This is a genomic window from Cyclobacterium jeungdonense (assembly GCF_010994275.1).
In the GTDB taxonomy this organism is placed as follows: Bacteria; Bacteroidota; Bacteroidia; order Cytophagales; family Cyclobacteriaceae; genus Cyclobacterium; species Cyclobacterium jeungdonense.
On sequence record NZ_WMCD01000006.1, the window covers coordinates 289161 to 309149 of the forward strand.

Here is a 19989-nt window from a genome sequence, read left to right on the forward strand (position 1 = left end):
TGGGCCCTATTAATTGACCCTCAGTTCCCTGTTCTTTTTGTTTCAAGACAAAAAAATCCTTCACCTCACCTTCCTGTCGCGCTCCCCGGTTTTTTGTCGGCCCAACGCTCTTTTCGTCCATCTATATTATTTTCTTGATTTATTGATAATTTGTATTAAAGACATTCCGAACAGCGAAGCAAATTAGGGCCACAAGTGCGGATAATTTAAACTATTATAATAAAGGATTAAGGGCTAATTCCTAAAATATCTGGAATTCTTTCGAAATGATGCTTCAACACTCAAAATGACTAAATGGTCTAGGGATATCATTTAAGGTTAGTTAATTTCCAACAAAAGAAGGCGAAGCCAAATCAAATTCAGCGAAGATTGAACTCGAGTTCGTAATTGTAAGAATCATCTTCAAGCGCTTAAAATTCCGTTTTTTTATTTTGGGATAATGAAGTAGATTAGTCGGGTCAATTGTTTTAGAAATAGAGAGTGCTACTTTAACCTTTATGAACTACCGATATTTCCATTTCCTTTTTCTGCTGGCCACCGCTTTTTCCTGGTCTTGTTCTTCCGGGGAACCAAAATTGGAAGAACAGATTCCCATGGACAAGGCGGCACTGGAAAGCGGCGAAGATTTATTTGATACCCACTGCAGCAGTTGCCATGGATTCGAGCAGGACGGGATTGGGCCCCATTTGGGAGGGATCACCCGGGAACAGCCCCTGGACTGGCTCCGACGGTTTATCAAGAACCCAACTGAAGTAATCGAAAGCGGGGATGAGCGGGCCAAAGCCGTTTTTGAGCGTTACAATACCTACATGCCGGCCTTTGGCTACCTGGAGGAACAGGAAATCGATGCGATCATTGCCTACATGCACCAGTATCCGGCACCGGAGGAGGTAGAGGGCGCACGGGCCGATTCCATTTTGAATCCCATTCCCGAAGCCATTCCCCTCTCTGATCTGCTGGTAGAATTGGAATGGATCAGTACCATTCCTGCTTCCGCAGAGAATAAACCCCGGACCCGAATTGCCAAAATGGACTACCATCCGGTAACGGGAGACTTGTACATCATGGACCTGCGGGGCAAAATGTACCGCATGGAGGGGGAAGAAACCGAAGTGTACCTGGACATGCAGCAGGAAATGCCGGATTTTATCAACGAACCCGGCCTGGCTACCGGTTTTGGCAGCTTCGCCTTTCACCCAGATTTTGGCAATAACGGCTTACTATATACCAGTCATACCGAAAAGCCGGGAACCGCCCCCGCAGATTTTTCCTATGGAGACAGTATTAAAACAACGGTGCAGTGGGTGGTGACCGAATGGAAAACCAATGAGCCGCTACAGGTGCCTTTACAGGCAGAAAGCCGGGAGCTTTTCCGGATAGACATGGTTACAGGTATCCACGGCATGCAAGAGTTGACCTTTAATCCCCTGGCCCAAAAGGGAGAACCCGATTACGGCCTGTTGTATATCGGAATCGGCGACGGTGGTAGTGTGGGAGCCGGTCACCCCTGGATTCCCCATGGGGCCGGGCAGGCCTGGGGCTCCATTTTCCGCATCGATCCATCCGGAACCAACAGTAATAATGGAAACTACGGTATTCCTCCGGATAACCCCTTCGCGGATCAGCAGGAAGGGCTGCCGGAAATTTATGCACATGGTTTTCGCAATGCCCACCGAATTACCTGGACAGCCGATGGGAAAATGCTGGCCACCAATATCGGACAGGGGCAGATTGAGTCCTTGTATATCGTGCAGCCCGGAGATGACTATGGCTGGCCGGTCAGGGAAGGTCCTTTTGTGATCGAACCGGCAATGGATTTGAATCAGGTTTTTCCCCTTCCGGAAAATGACGCCGAACTGGGCTACACCTATCCGGTAGCCATGTATGATCACGATGAAGGCAATGCGATTTCCGGAGGCTATGAATACCAGGGAACCGATATCCCCGAATTGCGGGGCAAATACCTTTTTGGGGATATTGTCCATGGTCGGCTGTTTTACGTGGAAACGGCCGATTTGGAGCGGGGAAGCCTGGCCCCGGTTTACGAATGGAACGTTAGCTATGATGGCAACTCCATACCCCTATCCGAACTGTCTGGCAGCAACCGGGTGGATTTGCGGCTGGCAAGGGACAAAGCCGGAGAAATGTACCTCTTCACCAAAGCCGATGGCAAGGTGTATCGGATGACAGGAACTTTACTAACGGATCAATGAAACATTATCACAGGAGACAGCTACTCAAAAGCATGGCCTGCCTGGGAGTCATGGCCACCTTGGATCCGGTATTTGCTGATACCAGGAAGCGCCTTCCCGCCCTTTCCATCGGGGCTTGCGACTGGTCCATAGGCAAGACCTCCGATCCAGAAGTTTTTGGCCTTGCCAGGGAAATTGGGTTGGATGGAGTGCAGGTGAGCTTGGGTACCGCCCAAAATGACATGCACCTGCGGCAGAAATCCGTTCAGCTGGCTTATTTGGAGGCTTCCCGGGAGCATGGGGTGGCCATTGCCAGTCTGGCCATCGGCGAACTGAACCGGGTGCCCTACAAGTCGGCTCCGGAGACGGAGGCCTGGGTGAGCGACAGCGTCGAGGTGGCGAAAGCACTGGGATGTACCAATGTCTTGCTGGCTTTTTTTGGTGAGGGAGATCTGCGGGAGGACCCGGAAGGGCAGGCGGAGGTGGTGCGAAGGCTGCGGAAAGTGGCCCCCAAAGCAGAGGCGGTGGGCGTGAACCTGGCCATTGAATCCTGGCTTAGCGCCGAAGAACACCTAAAGCTTATTGAAGCCATCGGTTCTCCCAATGTGAAAGTCTATTACGATGTAGCCAATGCGACTGAAATGGGCTACGATATCTTCCGGGAAATGGAGCTGCTGGGAACCGAACAAATTTGTGAAATCCATTTTAAGGAAAACGGGAACCTGCTGGGGCAGGGGAAGGTAGATTTTAAACGGGTGAAATCCACGCTGGATAAAATAGGTTACAAAAACTGGATTATTATGGAAGGGGCACTTCCAAAAGGAGCGGCCATTTTGCCAGCCTACCAACAAAACCTGCAATTTGTCAGGCAACTTATAAAAAATTAGAACTTTGAAAAATTCCACGATCTCAGCCCTACTATTATTGCTTGGCATGTTCTCCTGTGGCCCGGATTCCCGGGATGAAGCACCCTTATTGTTTGTGCCGGAGGATCTGGAAGTTACCTTGTGGGCCAGCAGCCCCCTATTTCACAATCCCACCAACATGGATGTGGACGCCAAAGGAAGGGTATGGCTTACAGAGGCCGTCAATTACCGTGATTTCCGCAATGCCGATGGTCACCTGGTGCAGGAAGCAGGAGATCGCATCATGATTCTGGAGGATCGGGATGGAGATGGGAAGGCGGACACCTCACAGGTGTTTGTGCAAGACGAGGATTTACGAAGTCCCCTGGGCATTGCAGTAGTGGGTAATCAGGTAATCGTTTCCTGTTCGCCAAATGTGATCGTGTATACGGATACCGACGGGGATGACCAGCCGGATGATAAAGCGGTTTTTTTGACTGGGTTTGGAGGAAAGGACCATGACCACGGTTTGCATGCCGGCCAACTAGGTCCTGATGGGAAATGGTATTTCATTACGGGCAATGCCGGGCCTCATCATGTAAAAGACAAAGATGGCTGGACCCTGCGCTCCGGCAGCGTTTACAATGAATACACGCCCTATAGCACGGAAAATGTGCCGTCACAAGTAAGCGATGACGGAAAGGTGTATACCGGAGGGCTGATTATCAGGATCAATCCCGATGGCAGCGGAATGGAGGTGATGGCCCATAATTTCCGGAATGCCTACGAGGTATTTGTGGATTCGTTTGGCAATATGTGGCAAAGCGACAACGATGATCAGACCGCCTCCTGCCGCACCACCTGGCTGATGGAAGGCAGCAATGCCGGATTTTTCAGTGAGGAAGGAGACCGGACCTGGCAAGCGGATAGAAGGCCTGGTCAGACCATAGCAGACGCGCATTGGCACCAACACGATCCCGGGGTGTTGCCTGCAGGCGATATTTACGGGGCAGGCTCTCCCACTGGAATGCTGCGCATCGAAGGAGACGAACTGGGAGAAGAATACCGTGGATTGCTGCTAAGTGCGGATGCGGGAAGAAACATTATTTTTGGCTATCATCCTAAGCCGGAAGCATCCGGGTATTCACTCGCTGACAGGCAAAATTTCATCGCATCCGTTGACGTGGACAACGAAGGCTATATCTGGCATCAGGTGGAAGCGGATACCAGCAAATGGTTTCGGCCCAGTGACGTTACCCTGGGAACGGATGGATCCCTCTTTGTGGCCGATTGGTACGATCCCATCGTAGGGGGACATCAGATGCGGGACAAGGAAGGGCAGGGAAAAATCTACCGGATCACCAGAAAAGGGCAGGACTATCCCACACCCAGTATCGATTTCGCGACCGTATCCGGTCAGGTAGCGGCCTTGCGTAATCCTGCCGTACACGTGCGCGCCAAAGCAGCGCAATTACTGCCAAAGCAGGGCGCAGCGGTAATTCCAGAATTGGAAACCCTATTGGATGCTCCCAATCCATTTTACCAGGCTCGGGCAATATGGTTACTTGCCGGGATGGGTGCCCCGGGTATAGGAAAAATAAAGCCGTTTCTGAAGGGTGACAACCGCGAACTGGTTCTCACGACGGTTCGGGCCTTGGCGGCCCATGCTCCGGAGACCTTTCTGAGGGAGGCGAAGGCCTTACTATTAAGTGCCGACCCCCTGGTCAGGCGGGAATTGGCGATTTTGTTACGGAATACCGATTACGAAAAGACAGCACCACTTTATACCGCCTTGATTGAAGGTTATGATGGAAAAGATCCCTGGTACCGGAATTCCCTGGGGATAGCTTTAAGCGAAAGGGCCAATGAAGTATTTGAAGCGGAATGGCAAGGACTGGATCCGCTAAAATGGAGCCCTGCACAAGCCTCCTTAATTTGGGAATTACATCCAGAAGCAGCGGTTCCTGCCCTGAAGCTTCGGATCCAAAGTGAAGCCCTGAGCTCCGAAGAACGGATGCAAGCTCTGGAAACCCTGGCCTTTATCCCTCATAAGGGAGCGGTAGAAGCGTTTCTGGACTTGTCAGATGAGGAAGGCATCCTTGCCGAAAAAGCCCGCTGGTGGTTGCAATTTAGAAAATACAACGAATGGCAGGCATTTCTGGAAGATTGGGAACCGCCCTTGGACAATCTGCCCGCGCCCCAACCCGAGCTCCTGGTCTCGGTTAATAGGCTAAGCGACAGCCTGGCGACCGGGGATGAGCAGCAGGAAGCGCTGAACAGCCTGGCCGAAAGTCCGGAGGGCAGGTTGCATCTGGCATTATTGGCGGTCAAGGGAAGCTTTCCCGATTCCCTGCAAGCGCAACTCCCGGAGGAATGGCCTTCCGAAGGCAGACCCGCTGTAAAGCACTTGTTGGCCCAGTTTTTTGGCAGGCCACAGGAAGTGGAGGAGGCCGCTGTTAATGAACTTGAGGGCGACGCAGCAGCAGGGAAGGTCCTGGCCGCCCAAAACTGCCTGGTTTGCCACCGCATCGGGGAGTCGGGAAATGAAATTGGCCCCAACTTGAGCGGAATTCGGCAAAAAATAGATGCTCCTACCTTGGTAAATGCCATTGTGCAGCCCGATGCTGCCATTGGATTCGGCTCGGAAGCCTGGTTGGTTCGCTTGAAAAACGGGGCCGTGCTCTACGGACTGCTGCAGTCCAACGGTCCGGTGGTCACGGTGCTGGATAGTCAGGGGCAACGGTTTGTGATTCCAGCGTCCGAGGTAGCCGAGAAACGGCAGGTGCCACTTAGCCTGATGCCCAAACCGGCAGAAATGGGACTTACAGCTCAGGGCATTGCCGATATCCGGGCCTACCTGATGCAGGGAGATCTGTAAAAATCTTGTACACTATCGGTTTTTGGTTAATTTTGCGCCCATGGCAAAATCAGCACAACCTCAGGAAAGCAATCTGCTTAAAGATATCATCGCCCATGCCAAAGAGTATGGGTTTGTTTACCCCTCTTCGGAAATTTACGACGGCTTGCAGGCAGTCTACGATTACGGCCCCTATGGGGTAGAATTGAAAAATAATCTTAAGCGCTTGTGGTGGGAATCCATGACCCGCCTGAACGATAATATTGTGGGGGTAGATGCGGCCATTTTTATGCATCCCACCACCTGGAAAGCCTCCGGTCACGTGGACAGCTTCAACGATCCCATGGTGGACAACAAAGATAGTAAGAAACGCTACCGTGCGGATGTGTTGATTGAAGACAAAGCCGCCCAATACGAACAGGCAGGAGAAGAAGAGCGAGCCAGGGAATTGCTTGCTGCCATGGGGAAATTGCTGGATGCCGCCGATTTTTCTGCCTTGCGGGATTTGATGATCAACGAAGGCATTACCTGTCCCATGAGTGGTACGGCCAACTGGACCGAAATTCGGCAGTTTAACCTGATGTTTTCCACGCAGGTAGGATCAGTGGCTGAGGATGCGTCCACTATTTACCTGCGGCCGGAAACGGCTCAGGGGATTTTTGTGAATTTTCTAAACGTACAGAAAACCGCACGCATGAAAGTGCCGTTTGGCATTGCCCAGATCGGAAAGGCCTTCCGAAACGAGATTGTAGCTCGTCAGTTTATTTTCCGGATGCGGGAGTTTGAACAAATGGAAATGCAGTATTTTGTACGGCCCGGCACGGAGATGGAATGGTACCGGCATTGGGCAGCAATACGCGTAAAATGGCATCTGGCGCTGGGGATACCCGAAGAAAAAATCCGAAGACACGATCATGACAAACTGGCCCATTATGCCAATGCGGCACTGGACATCGAATACCAGTTTCCTTTTGGTTTCAAAGAAGTGGAGGGCATTCATTCCCGAACCGACTTTGACCTGAAAGCCCATCAGGATTTCAGTAAAAAGAAGCAGCAGTACTTTGATCCGGAGGTAAACCAGAATTACATCCCCTACGTGGTCGAAACCTCCATTGGCGCAGACCGATTGTTTTTAATGACGCTGTGCAATGCCTATACAGAAGAGCAAAGTGGTGACAAAAGCAGGGTATACCTGAAATTCCACCCTGCCATTGCCCCGGTCAAGGCGGCTATTTTGCCCCTGACCAAAAAAGACGGCTTACCGGAAAAAGGCAAGGCCATCTTTGAGCAATTGAAGTACGATTTCAATATTATTTACGAAGAAGCCGCTTCCATTGGCAAGCGTTATGCGCGGCAGGATTTGATTGGCACGCCTTTTTGCATCGCGGTAGATCATCAGACCCTGGAGGACGACACCGTTACCATTCGGCACCGGGACAGCACCGAGCAGGAGCGGGTAGCGATTGCCGATCTGCATGGCAGGTTGTCGGAAGCCTGTAGTTTCCGGACCGTGTTTGAGAAGATTTGATGTTTACCTCCCCGCTCCGGTCCCTGTGCGGAGTCGAAGGGACCGGATTCGGTGTCGACCGTCATTGCGAGCACAGCGGAGCAATCTGATCCGGAGCGTAAACATAAAGATTACGAAAAAGGGCAGTTAAAAACGCCTGCTGTGCACGTCTTCCTTCAGACTGCCGCGGGTGCTGAGACGGTTGATGAAATACGATTGGGGTCACGTCAGCACCCTACCATTGACATATTACTTAAAGTCTAATCATTTATTGGTTAAGTGCTATTTTTTTAAACAATTCTTAGTTTATCATTTTACCGATTTAAATGTCATTACCTTTCTGTAAATGCCAATTTTAAATACTCGCAGTGACGATTCTTGGTTCCGCTCACTAAGTCTCTTCGTCCCCACGTTACTCATTCACATCCCACCATCCCCACATCAAATCTTTGTCAACCATCATCGTTAGCGCCAGCGGGCCGCGGCAGGCACATGCAAAGCAACTTGTAACGAGTCAAGCAGGATTTTTCTCATACAGTTGGTTCACTTCATTAGTACCGTTTCTCCAAAAGCCGACGGGATGTGAAAATCCGGCGTCGTACTTTTTGGTCTTTTCCATGAAAACCAGGTAACCGCTTCGCCTACCGGACGTTTGAAGTCGGCTCTGAAGATTCCCAGGTAAAAGGGAGATGAAATCCCCAGTTCGCTTAGTTCGTTAAGGGAGATTCTACCTTCAACAAAGTACCCGGTATCGGTGATTTTGGTAGCAAGCTCTTTGCTGGTAAAATCCCAGGTCGGGTCAAACTCGCGGTAGTAAGCTGCGGAATAATCGAGCACGTTTCCATTCGGGTCAATTTCGATGCAATAATACCTTACCAGGGTAGTATCGCTAGAAAAAAACAGTTCCACCCGATCTTCCTGTTCCACGGATGCCTCGTTTTGAAAGGCTACCATTGTCAGGGAATTGTCCCTGACCTCAAAGAAAAAATTGAAGTGCTCCGGGGATTTAAAGGCCCTGAACGTAGTTTTGTCCTCATTTCCTTCCTCGGGCCATGGGGAAATCAATCCCTCGTGAATCCAGGCCCGTTCCCAGGCTTTTTCGTCTATACGCCCGTCAACCTGTATTTCTCCCGACAGGGTTGGCAGGTTGAGTCGGGAGGAAGCCGGATCTCCACAGGCAAAAAGCAGCAAAGCAAGTGTGCAAACCATCAGGTATCGCTCAAAAAGCGTACGCATTTCTCGAGGCTGTTTCTCTTTATGGAGCGCTTTTTTCATCGTATTTTTAATTTGTGAATGGTCCTTCTTGCCGCCGCTTTTAAGCAGTGTCGGATCCGTTTCTGTCTGGGCTACTGCTTTTTCCATACCTGACTTTGTTCGGTTACCGGTACATCCCAGGCCTGAGCAGGGTTTGGCGTGTACTTTGGGTCGCTATCCTTTTCGGGGAAGGTAGGAATGACTTCACGAAGCTGCTTGAAATGCCGCTTTCTCTCGTCGGTATCCAAGCTGTCGAGCAGGTTGGTGGTTTCCATTGGATCGGTTAGTAAATCGATAAATTTTTCGGGTTCCCGTTTCGAATTGATGTACAACTTGTACTGTTTGTTTCGTACCACACGGTCCCGAAACAGGTATTCATTTTCCACGCCGTTTTCGGTTCGTGCGGCATTGTTTCCGCCACCCATGGCTAAAATCCATTTTCGACTGGAATATTCGTCACCGTTAAGTAAGACATCTTTGAAGGAGAAGCCATCGATCACAAATTGGTTTTCTTCCATAGACTCTTGCCTTTTTGCCGGGATCCCGGCGAGTTCCAGGCAGGTGGGAAAAATATCCGTAAAGTCAATCAGCGCATCCGAAACCCTGTTTGCTTTGATTTTGTCGGGCCAGCTTACCAGGAAGGGTACGTTGATGCCCGATTCGATGGTTTTTGCTTTTCCCCCTGGTACAGAAAACCCGTTTCGATTTCCTGTAATCGCTCCGGTGGTACCATTGTCCGTTGTCCAGATAATGACGGTGTTGTCCCGGACCCCGGCATCCTCCAGCGCTTTTACCAGTTCTCCGGTAATGCGATCGGTATAGGTTACCATTGCTTTGTGTTTCCCCAGGCTGTCTGGTGCTGCGCTATTGGGAGTGTTCACGAAGGGGGTATGTGTCAGAACCATAGGGTAGTAGATGAACATTGGATCGTCTTTATTTTCCTGAATGAAATCGACGATGAATCGTTTAAAAACATCAGGTCCAAATTCCCCTGCACGGGTTTTACTGCCTTCTTTGGTGTAAACATACGGATCCTGGTACCGATTTGCGCTTGCTGCTACCCCCGATTCGTAGCCCGTCCACATGCAATAGTCATCAAACCCGCTTTTTGTTAGGGCGTCGGGTTCCACCCGAAAATCATCGATTTGCCACTTGCCTGCGATACAGGTAGCATAGCCTGCTTTTTTCAATTCTTTTCCCAGAGATGGATAGCGTGTTTCGTCGAAATGGGCTCCTCCACCCCAACGGGGAACATCCCAGTGATTTACCCAGCCATGCCGGAAGGGATACTGACCGGTCAATAAAGTTACCCTGGTAGGGGTGCATTGGGGCATGGCATAGGCATTGGTAAAAGTAATGCCGCTTTCGGCCAACGCATCAATGGCTGGCGTGGTAATATCCGCTGCCCCATATTGGCTGATCCATTCTTTACCCAGGTCATCGACCATGATGATCAGGATATTTGGACGGGAAGGCCCAGATGTTACGTGTTTTGTTTGCCAGAAAACGGACAATACGATCAGCAGTGAAATGCAAGTCAATTTTACCATCTTGGATATATCAGGTCTATTTATAGGAAGTAGGTATTTTTCCCCAGGGTTATTCTTTAATGATACAAGAAACGATTGGTTTTTTCACTATGAAAGCGAATTTGTTCGGTATTAGGTCAGACTTTTTGAAATTTACAGGTAGGAATGAAATGCTACATTCACGGCCCGGGCTTTTAACCAGTAGTCATCATATGCTGTGCTAAAACAGTTACCTGGAAAATTCAAAATTTTGAAATACGAAAAGTGGTCCGTTACATTTTTTAATCCGTTGTCATCGCGACAAAGTACCACAGGTTGCATCGTGGAAGGAAGAGTTCGTTAAACAAGCAGAAAGAATAGGCTTCTATTGAAAGCGAACTGTGATCGTTTCATTGATGCCACAACCTACTAAAACTTTATCACCCGGATTAACCTGACGCAGGAAGCCATCCTCTCTCAGGGGTAAGCTTCCTCCTAAATTCAAGATGCGTCGGTTGGCCTCAATTACCACGGTGGAATCGATGTTCCGTGCATGTTCGTATTTTTCAATTGCCGCGACAGCTGCCAACCGTTCCTGCCAGCTCTCACCACAATTCCTACTCATGCTCAAGTAAATATCCCCCAGGAGGAGATAGGTTTTACCTTCGCGGCTTGCCAATTCAGTAGCCCGGTAGGCATTTTTACGGGCTTCCGGAAAATCTTTTAATTCTTTGTATTGAATGTTGGCGATCTGGAGAAAATGCATGCCTTTCCTGAGGCTATCTGTTTCCCTTTCAATAGCAACTTCTAAAAGCCGTATGGCTTCATGAGCGTTGCCTTCCTTTACCAGCCTATCAACCTCGTCTGCTGAAAAGGGTTCTGGATCATCCTCCTGTACTATGCCCGCCTTTAGGGCATCAAATCGCGCCTGTATCATCTTTATCGTCGGGTCATTTTCCAGACATCCCTTTGTTTTAAGTTGCTCAAGAATGTAGCCTAGAATCTCAATATCGTCGATATTGGTATGGTACATTTCTTCAAGTTCCTGGGTAAAATATTCGCAGTCAGAACAAGCGATTTTATAAAAAGCTGCTTTCGGCTCTGGTGACGGGTTTTGACCCGGGTCATCGCGTTGGCTGTCCAAATCCTTCACAATTTGATTTGATGGAAGTGCAGTGGGTGAGAGAACAGTAGAGATCCTGAAAACCTGGTGAAAGGAGGCTGGTTTCAATCCAGGAAACAACAGAGGGAGTAGAAACATTACAGCGTATTTCATGATGTAGATATAATAAGAAATATTGAATGCAGAAAAAGAATTGTATTAAAATTCCGTAATTCTGCTTTATGATACAATATTTTGCAGGAAATAAAGGGATAAATAGTTCTTCGTGAATTCCGGCCAAAGAATTTTTCAGGCCATTTTTATCCTGGAGGGAAAGCGTTAATAAATACCTGGAGATTAATAATTGCATTCAGGAAAGCCAGGTCTGTTGGATCCTGTAATTGATAAATTTAATGCGAGTTTGTGCTGATAATCGGAGAATAAAATTTTACAAAATACAAAAAGAAGTATTAAATTGAGGTATTGATATGGCGTTACTTATCCCCTTTATTCTATTTTGCCGATTTGGTAAGTTAACATGCTATTCTCTGAAAACCAGTAAATAATTATCCTAAAACACATAATCCTACATCCATGACGACTGTAAAGGCCAGTCTGTTAGCATTTTTTTTGCTCCAGACACTGAATGCATTTTCACAAGCTGGCAATAACGCTGATGCTGATAGATTAGTTGAATTAGACGCATTCTGGAAAGAAGTTTCGAGAACAATTGAGGAAGGCGATTTTGAAGGCTATGCCCATACTTTTCATGAGGAGGCAACGCTGGTTTCCGGTATAAGCGGGGTGTGTTATCCTATAGCCACAGCCCTCGCAGGTTGGAAGAATGACTTTGATACCACCAAATCCGGAGAAAGAAGTTCATCGGTGGTATTTAGATTTAGCAGACGATTAGGTGACGCAACCACTGCTTATGAAAGTGGAATTTTCCACTATTCCTTCGAAGTGAATGGAGAGAAGCAGGGCTATTACATCCATTTTGATGGGTTACTGGTAAAAGAGGGTACCTGGAAAATGATGATGGAATACCAAAAGCGTGCGGCGACAAAAGAAGACTGGGACGCATTGGAGTAGGTTAAGAAAAAAAAGATTAGCCCAATTAAAATACTTTGAAACGGGAATTATTCCTGTTTTTCCCATCCGACAATTCAAAAGAGGCGGCCTGCTACGCGTTGCTTACGTAAGATTCCCGATTTCTTTATTAAATTTTTCAAGTATAGCTTTAAGTTTGATAAAAAATTTGGTTTTTTAGCTAATTAATTCACCGTACCTAACCTGAATCCCTCAATACTAGCGAAAATGCGACTGAACTGGAAAACCACCAACCTAATTTACCTCTTGCTCTTTGTTTTTGTGTTTGGCTGTTCCAATCCATCAAACAGACAATCGGAGGAATCCCAAAAAGCTGAATCATCCGCACCTGGCCCCGTAATTATGGCCTATTACGTGCCGGAGCGCGACTACAAGCCGCAGGAGATACCCGTCGAAAAGCTTACCCACATTATTTACTCCTTTACCCATGTGATTGAGGGTGAAATGAAATTCAGAAATCCTGAGGAGGCAGGTCCAAAACTCAAGGCTTTGGTGAGGCAAAAGGAGCGCAATCCCCATCTTAAAGTGATGATCGCCTGTGGAGGTTGGGGAGCAGATGGTTTTTCAGATATGGCCCTGACGGAAGCGAGCCGGGCAAAATTTATAGAGAGTGCCGCTGCATTTATTGAAGCTTACCAATTGGACGGCATGGACATGGACTGGGAGTATCCGGGAATATCGGGTGCCGGTACCATGGCCCGGGAAGAAGATACGCAAAATTTCACCGCGCTGATGAAAGGCTTACGCAAAATGCTGGACGAATTTGATACACCAAAATTGCTGACCTTCGCTTCGGCAGGATGGAAGCGTTACTACGACCATATTGAGTTGAATGAGGTAATGAAATATGCCGATTACACCAATGTAATGACCTATGATCAGGTATCCGGGGTCTCTGAGTTTACCGGGCATCATACCCCTTTAGGAGAAGTGAGAAGTGAAGATATTGCGGGTACTCCCTTCCACGATTACCTGGATAGCCTGTATCGGATTGGAGCAAATAAAGATCCCCATCCGCGTTCAGCTGAAAAAATAGTGGATTTCCTGATCAACGAAGGTGTTGATCCCAACCAGATAGTCATTGGAAGTGCGTTTTACGGCCGGGTTTGGAAAGGCGTTCCTCCGGAAAACAACGGATTGTACCAACTTAGTGGGGGTATCCATATTGGCTGGATGGCCTATCACCAAATCCGGGATAGGTACGAACCGGATAGCAGCTTTCAGCGCTATTGGGATGAGCAGGCACAAGCCCCCTATATGTACAATGCTGCAGACAGCCTGATGGTGTCCTATGACGATACGGTTTCAGTAAGGGCAAAAACGAATTATACCCAGGAGAAAGGGCTGGGTGGTATTATGTTTTGGGAACTGGGCAACGATACCAAGGAGGAAGGAAGCTTGCTAGATGCCATTTATAAAGTGGCACAGGAGTAGCGTGGATTCAATAAAAAGTGACAACAGAACCACTCATTGTTCTTCGTAACTCTTTTTTTTGTCACGAAGGACACAAAGGAGGCACTAAGAACACAAAGGTTTATTTCAAGCCCCTCTGAGTGCTTTGTGTTTTCTTTGAGCTCTTTGTGACTAAATTATTATCATATCATCTCCCTGGCTACCAGCTGGAGTCTGAAAAAAGGGTAGTTAAATACGCCGGACGTGCACGTCTTCCGACAGACGGCCGCAGGTGCTGGGGCGGTTGATGAAATACGATTGGAGTCATTTCAGGACGTATTTTTACCACCCCCTGACTCCCCCTCCTAAAACAGGAGGGGGCCCGGAGGGAGGCGATTTGATGTCACTCCTAATTTTTTTTAACATGTTGAAATTCAAATAGGTAATAATAAATACCGTCATCTCGATTTCTGCGTTTGAAAAAAGTTAATGGTCGCCGTGACGAATCGCGTTTCCAGTGCCCACACCGGGTCATTGCGAGTGACGGAAAACGGGTCGCGGTTTCTCCAACGTCGTCATTGCGAGCGCCAGCGAAGCAATCTGAACCGGAGCGTTGACGTAAGGAGTACGAATTAAGGAAATTAAATACACCTGATGTGCACGTCTACCTTTAGACTGCGGCGGATGCTAGGAACGTTCTCCCATCCAGCCAGGGCACCCAGAATTACTCTGTGCTTTCTTTATTTTTTTTTTTGTCACGAAGGGCACAAAGGAGGCACGAAGAACACAAAGATTTTTGTTAATCCCCTCTGTGCCCTTTGCGGTTTCTTTGAGCTATTTGTGACTGAATAAGTTTATAGGTATTGCGCAGAAATTTTTTTCGCGGAAACAAGGCAGAATAAAAATTATTTTTTTATATTTAAGATATATACAGCAAAAAAAATGCATTTCAAAAACATTAAAATGTTTCACAACAGTCTTGTTTTTGGGTTAATTTTTTGCTCAATCGCTTGAACTGGTAGACCCAATTTTATACTCTTATTCAACGTAACAGAATTGAATTTTTGATAAACATAAAGTTACCATTGAGATACCGGTAGTTCCATGTACAAGACCTCATTTAAACATAGTGAATTCCATGAAAGGGTAGAAGGAAATCAAGCATCAAATGATCAGCTGAGAGAAAATAGCTACCCTCTAAAAATAAAAAACGGATTTGATTTTTTCATGGCGTTTACCTTTTTGATAGTAATTGCTACCTGGTTATTTCCTCTTATTGCCCTGCTGATAAAAGTCGGTTCGAAGGGTCCGGTGATTTTCAGGCAATTGCGACATGGAAAGGACAACAAGCCCTTTTATTGCCTAAAGTTCCGGACCATGGTGGTAAACGATAAAGCGGATACGGTACAGGCCAAAAAGGGGGATATCCGCATTACCAAATTCGGATCTTTTTTGAGAAGAAGCAGCTTGGATGAGTTACCCCAGTTGATCAATATAATAAGAGGAGAAATGTCGCTGATCGGTCCCAGGCCCCATGCGGTGCCCATGAATGAAATTTTCTCGGATAGGATTGCAGGTTATATGGACCGGCATGCCATCAAGCCGGGTCTTACGGGTCTGGCCCAATCCAGGGGATACAGAGGGGAGATCCAAAGCTATCAGGATTTGTATTTCAGGTACCGGCTGGATCTGTTTTACCTTAAGAAATGGAATTTATTGTTGGATGTAAAAATTCTGATTTGGACAGCTTATTCGTTATTGTTTGATAATAAGAATGCGTATTGAGAAAAGCGATTTATATCTTAATGCCTATATGGATTTTGGTAAATATTATGCTGTAAGGAATTATACCCTTACAGTGGAATTTTGGCTCCTCATGCGCCTTACTGGGAAATGTAAAACTTCATATTCAAAGTTGGTCATGATACTTTCTAGCGACAAGTGATTTTCTGCATACCGTCGTGCATTATCGGAAATTATTCGGTTGTTATTTTCCCCGGATACAGCTTTTACAATACCATCCTGCAATGCATGAGAATCATCGGGATCAATGATGATTCCTGTGTTAAATTTGTGGATAGTATTATACAATTCGGAGCCTTTCATTGCCGTGACTAAGGAAACACCTCCAACTGACCAAATGGTCGTTAATTTGGAAGGTAACATCAGATCAGTGGCATTGGATTTTTGTAGAACCAGATGAAGGTCAGCCAGATTAAGCATTTTTTTAAATTTTTCAAGTGGCTGAAGGGGTATAAATATCACATTGGTTAATCCCATGTTTTCCTTTTGGGCGACCAGATGCTCCACGTAGGGGCCTGAACCGCAGATGATAAATTGAATTTGTTTATCGTATTCCAGGTTTTTGGCTGTTAGCAATATACGTTCCAGACCTTGCTTCTCACCAATAGCCCCCGAGTAGAGTACAAATTTATCATTAGGGCTAAAGCCAAACTCTTTTTTGAGTTCTGCTTTGTCTTGTAAGGGATAGAATAGTTCAGTGTTTACCCAGTTTGAAAAAAGATAAATATCCTTGTGGGATTTTTGCCTGATTTTATGAGCCATCGCAGTTGAAATTGTACTTATTTGGTCCGCATTGTTAAAAATGTACCGCTCAATTTTGAGCAAAATACTTATCAGACTTTGAAATCGAATCAATTTAAGGTCTCTAGCCGCCTCTATTTGTAAATCCTGAATATGATAGGTGAATTGATTATCTTGAATTTTTTTGACTAATACGCCCAATATCCCCAGAAGAAGAGAGGGTGATACCGTAATTACCTGATCAAATTGAAATTTAGACATTACTCCGACTAACTTAAAAAAGGCGCTAACCAGAAATGAACAATCCAATAGCATTCTTCGGATGGCAGTGGGTTTGCAGGGAATGTAAGCAGGGCAGCGGAAAACATTAATTTTACCACCGGACGGAAACGATTGGGTTTCGCACTGGTACCAAAATTTCCTTTTGACATAGGGTTCCTGTATTTGCCAATAGGGATAATAAGGATAGGTAGTGATGACGGTACATTCATGACCCCTGCTTGCCAACCAATGAATCATCTCTCCCGAGTATTTCCCAATTCCGGTTGGTTCTGGAGCATAGTTGTAGCCTATCAAAAGAATTTTCTTCTTCATTTGAAATCCTGTTAACATCTTCAATAAATCCTGAAGGACTCTACAATAAGATAGTTTTAAATTTGAATAAAGATATTTATAGTTTGGTTGGTCAGTTCTTGATAAATATCCTTTATTAAAGTTAGTAATTAGTAAGGTCTTGCAGGGTACTGATACATTCAATATAGTAATAATAATAGGAAAAAATAAATAATGTCACTACTAAAATGGGGTTTAAATATAAAAAAACGAAATACACTTATTTTTCTTACTTTTCTGGCCTGTTTGAATATTGAATAATAGCAATTTTATATTAACTTTTTATTATATTTTATTAAACAGAATAAATAATTTTATGAAAAAATAATTTTATTTTTTATTCCTTAGACAGTTATTTTTCTTAGCAAATTAATTTTTTTAAGCATTAATTTTCAGAAAAGACATCCTTTGATCTATTTTTTATTTGGTTTCTTAGTATGTTTGGATATGAAGTTAGTATGGAATGTTTTCCTGTTTATGCTGTTTGGTATCCATCAGGTTTCAGGTCAATTTCTAGATTCTCTCAAAATTGAAACAGGACTTAGTATGGTCGTTGCTTCGAAGGATTACCCTCCTTTCTGGATACAAGCCAACCAATTCGGTACGGTTGGTAGTGAAAGGCAGTTGGATCTTATTCCACACCTGTCCGTTGAAAACAGTCACTATTTTCGATTGGGCAAGTCGAAAATTGAAACAACAGAAGCCAATTTTCACCTGGGGTATGGCCTGGATGTATATGCCAATAATGGCTTTAATTCCGTTTTTGCGAAAGAAGCATTTGTTCGGCTGGGGTATCAGCAATGGGAGTTAAGGGCGGGAAGGTTTGCCGAACTTATTGGCGAACTGGATCCTGAGCTTTCAAGTGGTTCCTTTGCAGTTAGTGGCAATGCCTTGCCCATTCCCAAACTGACTTTTATAGTTAATCGCTTTACCGATGTTCCGGGGACAAGGGGATTTTTGCAGTTTAAAGGACAGTATTCCCATGGTTGGCTGGGGAACTCCCATTCCGTGAAAAATGCATTTTTGCATGAGAAGGTTTTATACTTGAAAGCCGGAAGGAAGCCATTCAGTTTCTATGCAGGGTTGATGCATTTCGCCCAATGGGGTGGAGAACATCAGCGTGGACCAATGCCTGGACGATTTAAAGATTATTTACGGATCATCGTGGGGGCCTCCGGAGATCCGGATGATCCGGTTTACCAACAGGGTGCGGGATCCGTTGATGTAGCCAATGCGGTAGGCAATCACATGATCAATTCCGATATCGGCCTGGAGGTAAGGCTGGCCAAATCCAGACTAAAACTCTATACCCAAACCATATTTTCTAAAGGGAGGGGGGATAGTTCCAATTTAAGCAGGAGGGATGATCTGGTTGCATTTAACATGTTCGGAAAAGACCGAATGGTAGGATTAAGTTGGACTACCGACAGAAAATCATGGGTAGAAAAAGTATTGCTGGAAGGTATTTATACCAAAGAGCAGGGAGGCGATATTATTTTCAATGGCAGGTTTAATTATTATAACAATGCTACCTATGCTACAGGATGGGTGTATCAGGAAAACATTATCGGTACTCCTTTATTTATTTCACAAAATCAGGCTGCAAATTATGAATTGGATCCCAATGGCATAGGAGGGTTGAGCGTAGTGAGTAATAGGATCGTTGGGTATCACGGCGGAATAATGGGAAGCCTGGGTAAACATATGCGTTATCGTACATTGATTACCTTTGTAAGTCATTTCGGCAACTACTACAACGATGCCTATTTTACTCCAAACAAAAAGCAATCATATTTTCTGTTAGAACTAAGCCATCGGCTGAATCCCAAAATTAGTGTTGTTACTGCCATTGCTCTGGATAGGGGAGAATTATCAAATAATGTTGGAGCACAATTGGCAGTGGAATGGACGGTAAAATGAGGAAATTTTCAAATGGGAATATTGAGTTCCCTATCGACCTTCCATTAGTGTACAATAATTTTTTTTATTTTTTGTATAAAAATATTTAATAATGATTATATTTAGTAGAAAAAAAATAGTCATATACTGGGGATCATGATCGCTACCCTAAAAAGAATGAAATGGATTTATGTGGTGTATAATTTTTTTCATCATAAAAAATTAGCTTATCTCAAACCACTTTATGAAAAGTTTGGTTTAAGAAAGCGATATTTCCAGACCGTATCTAGTAAAGATTTTAATGAAAATGATCCGTTAATAGGTCCTACATTGGATCGATTAAATTCGGCCAAGGAACTTCCACGACATCCATCATTTGCTGATCTACCCGAAAATATTAAGGAGGCGTTGCTTCCCTGGTCTGAGGAAGGCTATGCAGTACTTGAGCAATTTTTTTCGGCTGAACAGGTAGCATCTATCAACGATCAAATTGAAAAATTGGCAAAATCAAATCAATTGCAGATCCGGGAAGGGCGGAAAATGATGTTTGCCGTTAATCATTCTCCAAAGCTCCGTGCCGAAGCAAGCCCGGGACGTTTGGAAAAAATTCTTGAAATGCTGTTGGGAAGGCCGGTGTCCTTATTTCAAAGTGTGAATTTCTATAGAGGAAGTGAAGATCCTGCCCACTCTGATTTTATTCACATGTCTACCTATCCTTATGGGTTTCTTATAGCAGTATGGATTGCCCTGGAGGATATCGATATGGATAATGGTCCATTATTTTATTATCCCGGTAGTCATAAATTAAAATATGTAATGAACAGTGACTTTGACCATGGTGGAAATAGTTGGATGTTAGGGAAAAATTACCGGGAAAAGTATTCCAATAAAATTGCTAGTGTCCTGGCGGATACCGATTTTAAAATAAAGTATTTTACCGCTAAAAAAGGGGACGTGTTAATCTGGCACGCCAATCTATTACATGGAGGGGCCAAGGTAGAAAATGGAGACAGGACCCGAAAGAGCATGGTGATGCACTATTTTGCTTCGGATGTAATTAGGTATCATGAAATTACCCAGAGGCCTTCATTCCAATCTTAGAAATTTATTTTCTGTTAAGCAATATAACTTCAATCAATTGGTACTAGGCTGCTTTTTTGAACAGGT

The 19989-nt window shown here is 45.5% G+C and carries 13 protein-coding genes; 9 read left to right on the forward strand and 4 right to left on the reverse strand.

Annotation, left to right across the window (positions count from 1 at the left end; translation table 11 throughout):
* The first annotated feature begins 497 nt into the window (after positions 1-497).
* Genes GKS34_RS14215 through GKS34_RS14230 form a run of 4 tightly spaced genes read left to right on the forward strand, consistent with a single transcriptional unit; the run spans position 498 to position 7422 of the window.
* A complete protein-coding gene (locus GKS34_RS14215; RefSeq protein WP_163385515.1) occupies positions 498-2213 on the forward strand; it encodes a PQQ-dependent sugar dehydrogenase in 1716 nt (571 codons plus the stop codon).
* Positions 2210-3079: a sugar phosphate isomerase/epimerase family protein gene (locus tag GKS34_RS14220; RefSeq protein WP_163385516.1), complete on the forward strand. Its 870-nt coding sequence runs from the start codon at positions 2210-2212 to the stop codon at positions 3077-3079. Before GKS34_RS14215 ends, GKS34_RS14220 begins: the two co-directional genes overlap by 4 nt.
* 4 nt (positions 3080-3083) lie before the next feature.
* A complete protein-coding gene (locus tag GKS34_RS14225) occupies positions 3084-5915 on the forward strand; it encodes a PVC-type heme-binding CxxCH protein (RefSeq protein WP_163385518.1) in 2832 nt (943 codons plus the stop codon).
* A 40-nt stretch (positions 5916-5955) separates the two neighbouring features.
* A complete protein-coding gene (locus GKS34_RS14230; RefSeq protein WP_163385520.1) occupies positions 5956-7422 on the forward strand; it encodes a glycine--tRNA ligase in 1467 nt (488 codons plus the stop codon).
* A 522-nt stretch (positions 7423-7944) separates the two neighbouring features.
* Here GKS34_RS14230 and GKS34_RS14235 read toward each other — a convergent pair.
* The 3 genes from GKS34_RS14235 to GKS34_RS14245 all read right to left on the reverse strand — a co-directional run bounded on the left by GKS34_RS14235 (position 7945) and on the right by GKS34_RS14245 (position 11439).
* Entirely contained in the window at positions 7945-8763 is an 819-nt protein-coding gene (locus tag GKS34_RS14235) for a carbohydrate-binding family 9-like protein (RefSeq protein ID WP_163385521.1), read from the reverse strand.
* Positions 8748-10205: a sulfatase family protein gene (locus GKS34_RS14240; RefSeq protein ID WP_163385523.1), complete on the reverse strand. Its 1458-nt coding sequence runs from the start codon at positions 10203-10205 to the stop codon at positions 8748-8750. Before GKS34_RS14240 ends, GKS34_RS14235 begins: the two co-directional genes overlap by 16 nt.
* A 343-nt stretch (positions 10206-10548) precedes the next feature.
* On the reverse strand, positions 10549-11439 hold the full coding sequence (locus GKS34_RS14245; RefSeq protein ID WP_163385524.1) for a hypothetical protein: 891 nt from the start codon (positions 11437-11439) through the stop codon (positions 10549-10551).
* Between the two features lie 420 nt (positions 11440-11859).
* Here GKS34_RS14245 and GKS34_RS14250 point away from each other — a divergent pair, with 420 nt between their 5' ends.
* From GKS34_RS14250 to GKS34_RS14260, 3 genes are all read left to right on the forward strand, one after another.
* Positions 11860-12357, forward strand: coding sequence for a nuclear transport factor 2 family protein (locus tag GKS34_RS14250; RefSeq protein ID WP_163385526.1), 498 nt, complete (start codon positions 11860-11862; stop codon positions 12355-12357).
* 225 nt (positions 12358-12582) lie between these two features.
* A complete protein-coding gene (locus GKS34_RS14255; protein WP_163385528.1) occupies positions 12583-13809 on the forward strand; it encodes a glycoside hydrolase family 18 protein in 1227 nt (408 codons plus the stop codon).
* Positions 13810-14871: 1062 nt separating this feature from the next.
* Positions 14872-15552 (forward strand): sugar transferase, encoded by a 681-nt coding sequence (locus GKS34_RS14260; protein WP_163385529.1) that lies wholly within the window; start codon positions 14872-14874, stop codon positions 15550-15552.
* A gap of 60 nt (positions 15553-15612) precedes the next feature.
* Here the strand turns inward: GKS34_RS14260 and GKS34_RS14265 are convergent, their stop codons facing one another.
* Positions 15613-16905 carry a WcaI family glycosyltransferase gene (locus tag GKS34_RS14265; RefSeq protein WP_163385531.1) on the reverse strand — a complete coding sequence of 431 codons (1293 nt, stop codon included), beginning with the start codon at positions 16903-16905 and terminating at the stop codon, positions 15613-15615.
* A 465-nt stretch (positions 16906-17370) separates the two neighbouring features.
* On the opposite strand from GKS34_RS14265, the gene GKS34_RS14270 reads away from it, so the two are divergent.
* Together GKS34_RS14270 and GKS34_RS14275 are read left to right on the forward strand one after the other, a co-directional pair.
* Positions 17371-18843 carry a capsule assembly Wzi family protein gene (locus GKS34_RS14270; protein WP_163385532.1) on the forward strand — a complete coding sequence of 491 codons (1473 nt, stop codon included), beginning with the start codon at positions 17371-17373 and terminating at the stop codon, positions 18841-18843.
* A 135-nt stretch (positions 18844-18978) separates the two neighbouring features.
* Positions 18979-19923, forward strand: coding sequence for a phytanoyl-CoA dioxygenase family protein (locus GKS34_RS14275; RefSeq protein ID WP_163385534.1), 945 nt, complete (start codon positions 18979-18981; stop codon positions 19921-19923).
* Positions 19924-19989 lie beyond the last annotated feature (66 nt).

Excerpts from the sequence above, each read along its gene's own strand:
- GKS34_RS14265 (WP_163385531.1), bottom strand. The coding sequence starts at position 16,905 with ATGAAGAAGAAAATTCTTTTGATAGGCTACAACTATGCTCCAGAACCA.
- GKS34_RS14250 (WP_163385526.1), top strand. The coding sequence starts at position 11,860 with ATGACGACTGTAAAGGCCAGTCTGTTAGCATTTTTTTTGCTCCAGACA.
- GKS34_RS14270 (WP_163385532.1), top strand. The coding sequence starts at position 17,371 with ATGAAGTTAGTATGGAATGTTTTCCTGTTTATGCTGTTTGGTATCCAT.
- GKS34_RS14235 (WP_163385521.1), bottom strand. The coding sequence starts at position 8,763 with ATGGAAAAAGCAGTAGCCCAGACAGAAACGGATCCGACACTGCTTAAA.
- GKS34_RS14260 (WP_163385529.1), top strand. The coding sequence starts at position 14,872 with ATGTACAAGACCTCATTTAAACATAGTGAATTCCATGAAAGGGTAGAA.
- GKS34_RS14220 (WP_163385516.1), top strand. The coding sequence starts at position 2,210 with ATGAAACATTATCACAGGAGACAGCTACTCAAAAGCATGGCCTGCCTG.
- GKS34_RS14245 (WP_163385524.1), bottom strand. The coding sequence starts at position 11,439 with ATGAAATACGCTGTAATGTTTCTACTCCCTCTGTTGTTTCCTGGATTG.
- GKS34_RS14215 (WP_163385515.1), top strand. The coding sequence starts at position 498 with ATGAACTACCGATATTTCCATTTCCTTTTTCTGCTGGCCACCGCTTTT.
- GKS34_RS14255 (WP_163385528.1), top strand. The coding sequence starts at position 12,583 with ATGCGACTGAACTGGAAAACCACCAACCTAATTTACCTCTTGCTCTTT.
- GKS34_RS14240 (WP_163385523.1), bottom strand. The coding sequence starts at position 10,205 with ATGGTAAAATTGACTTGCATTTCACTGCTGATCGTATTGTCCGTTTTC.
- GKS34_RS14275 (WP_163385534.1), top strand. The coding sequence starts at position 18,979 with ATGATCGCTACCCTAAAAAGAATGAAATGGATTTATGTGGTGTATAAT.
- GKS34_RS14230 (WP_163385520.1), top strand. The coding sequence starts at position 5,956 with ATGGCAAAATCAGCACAACCTCAGGAAAGCAATCTGCTTAAAGATATC.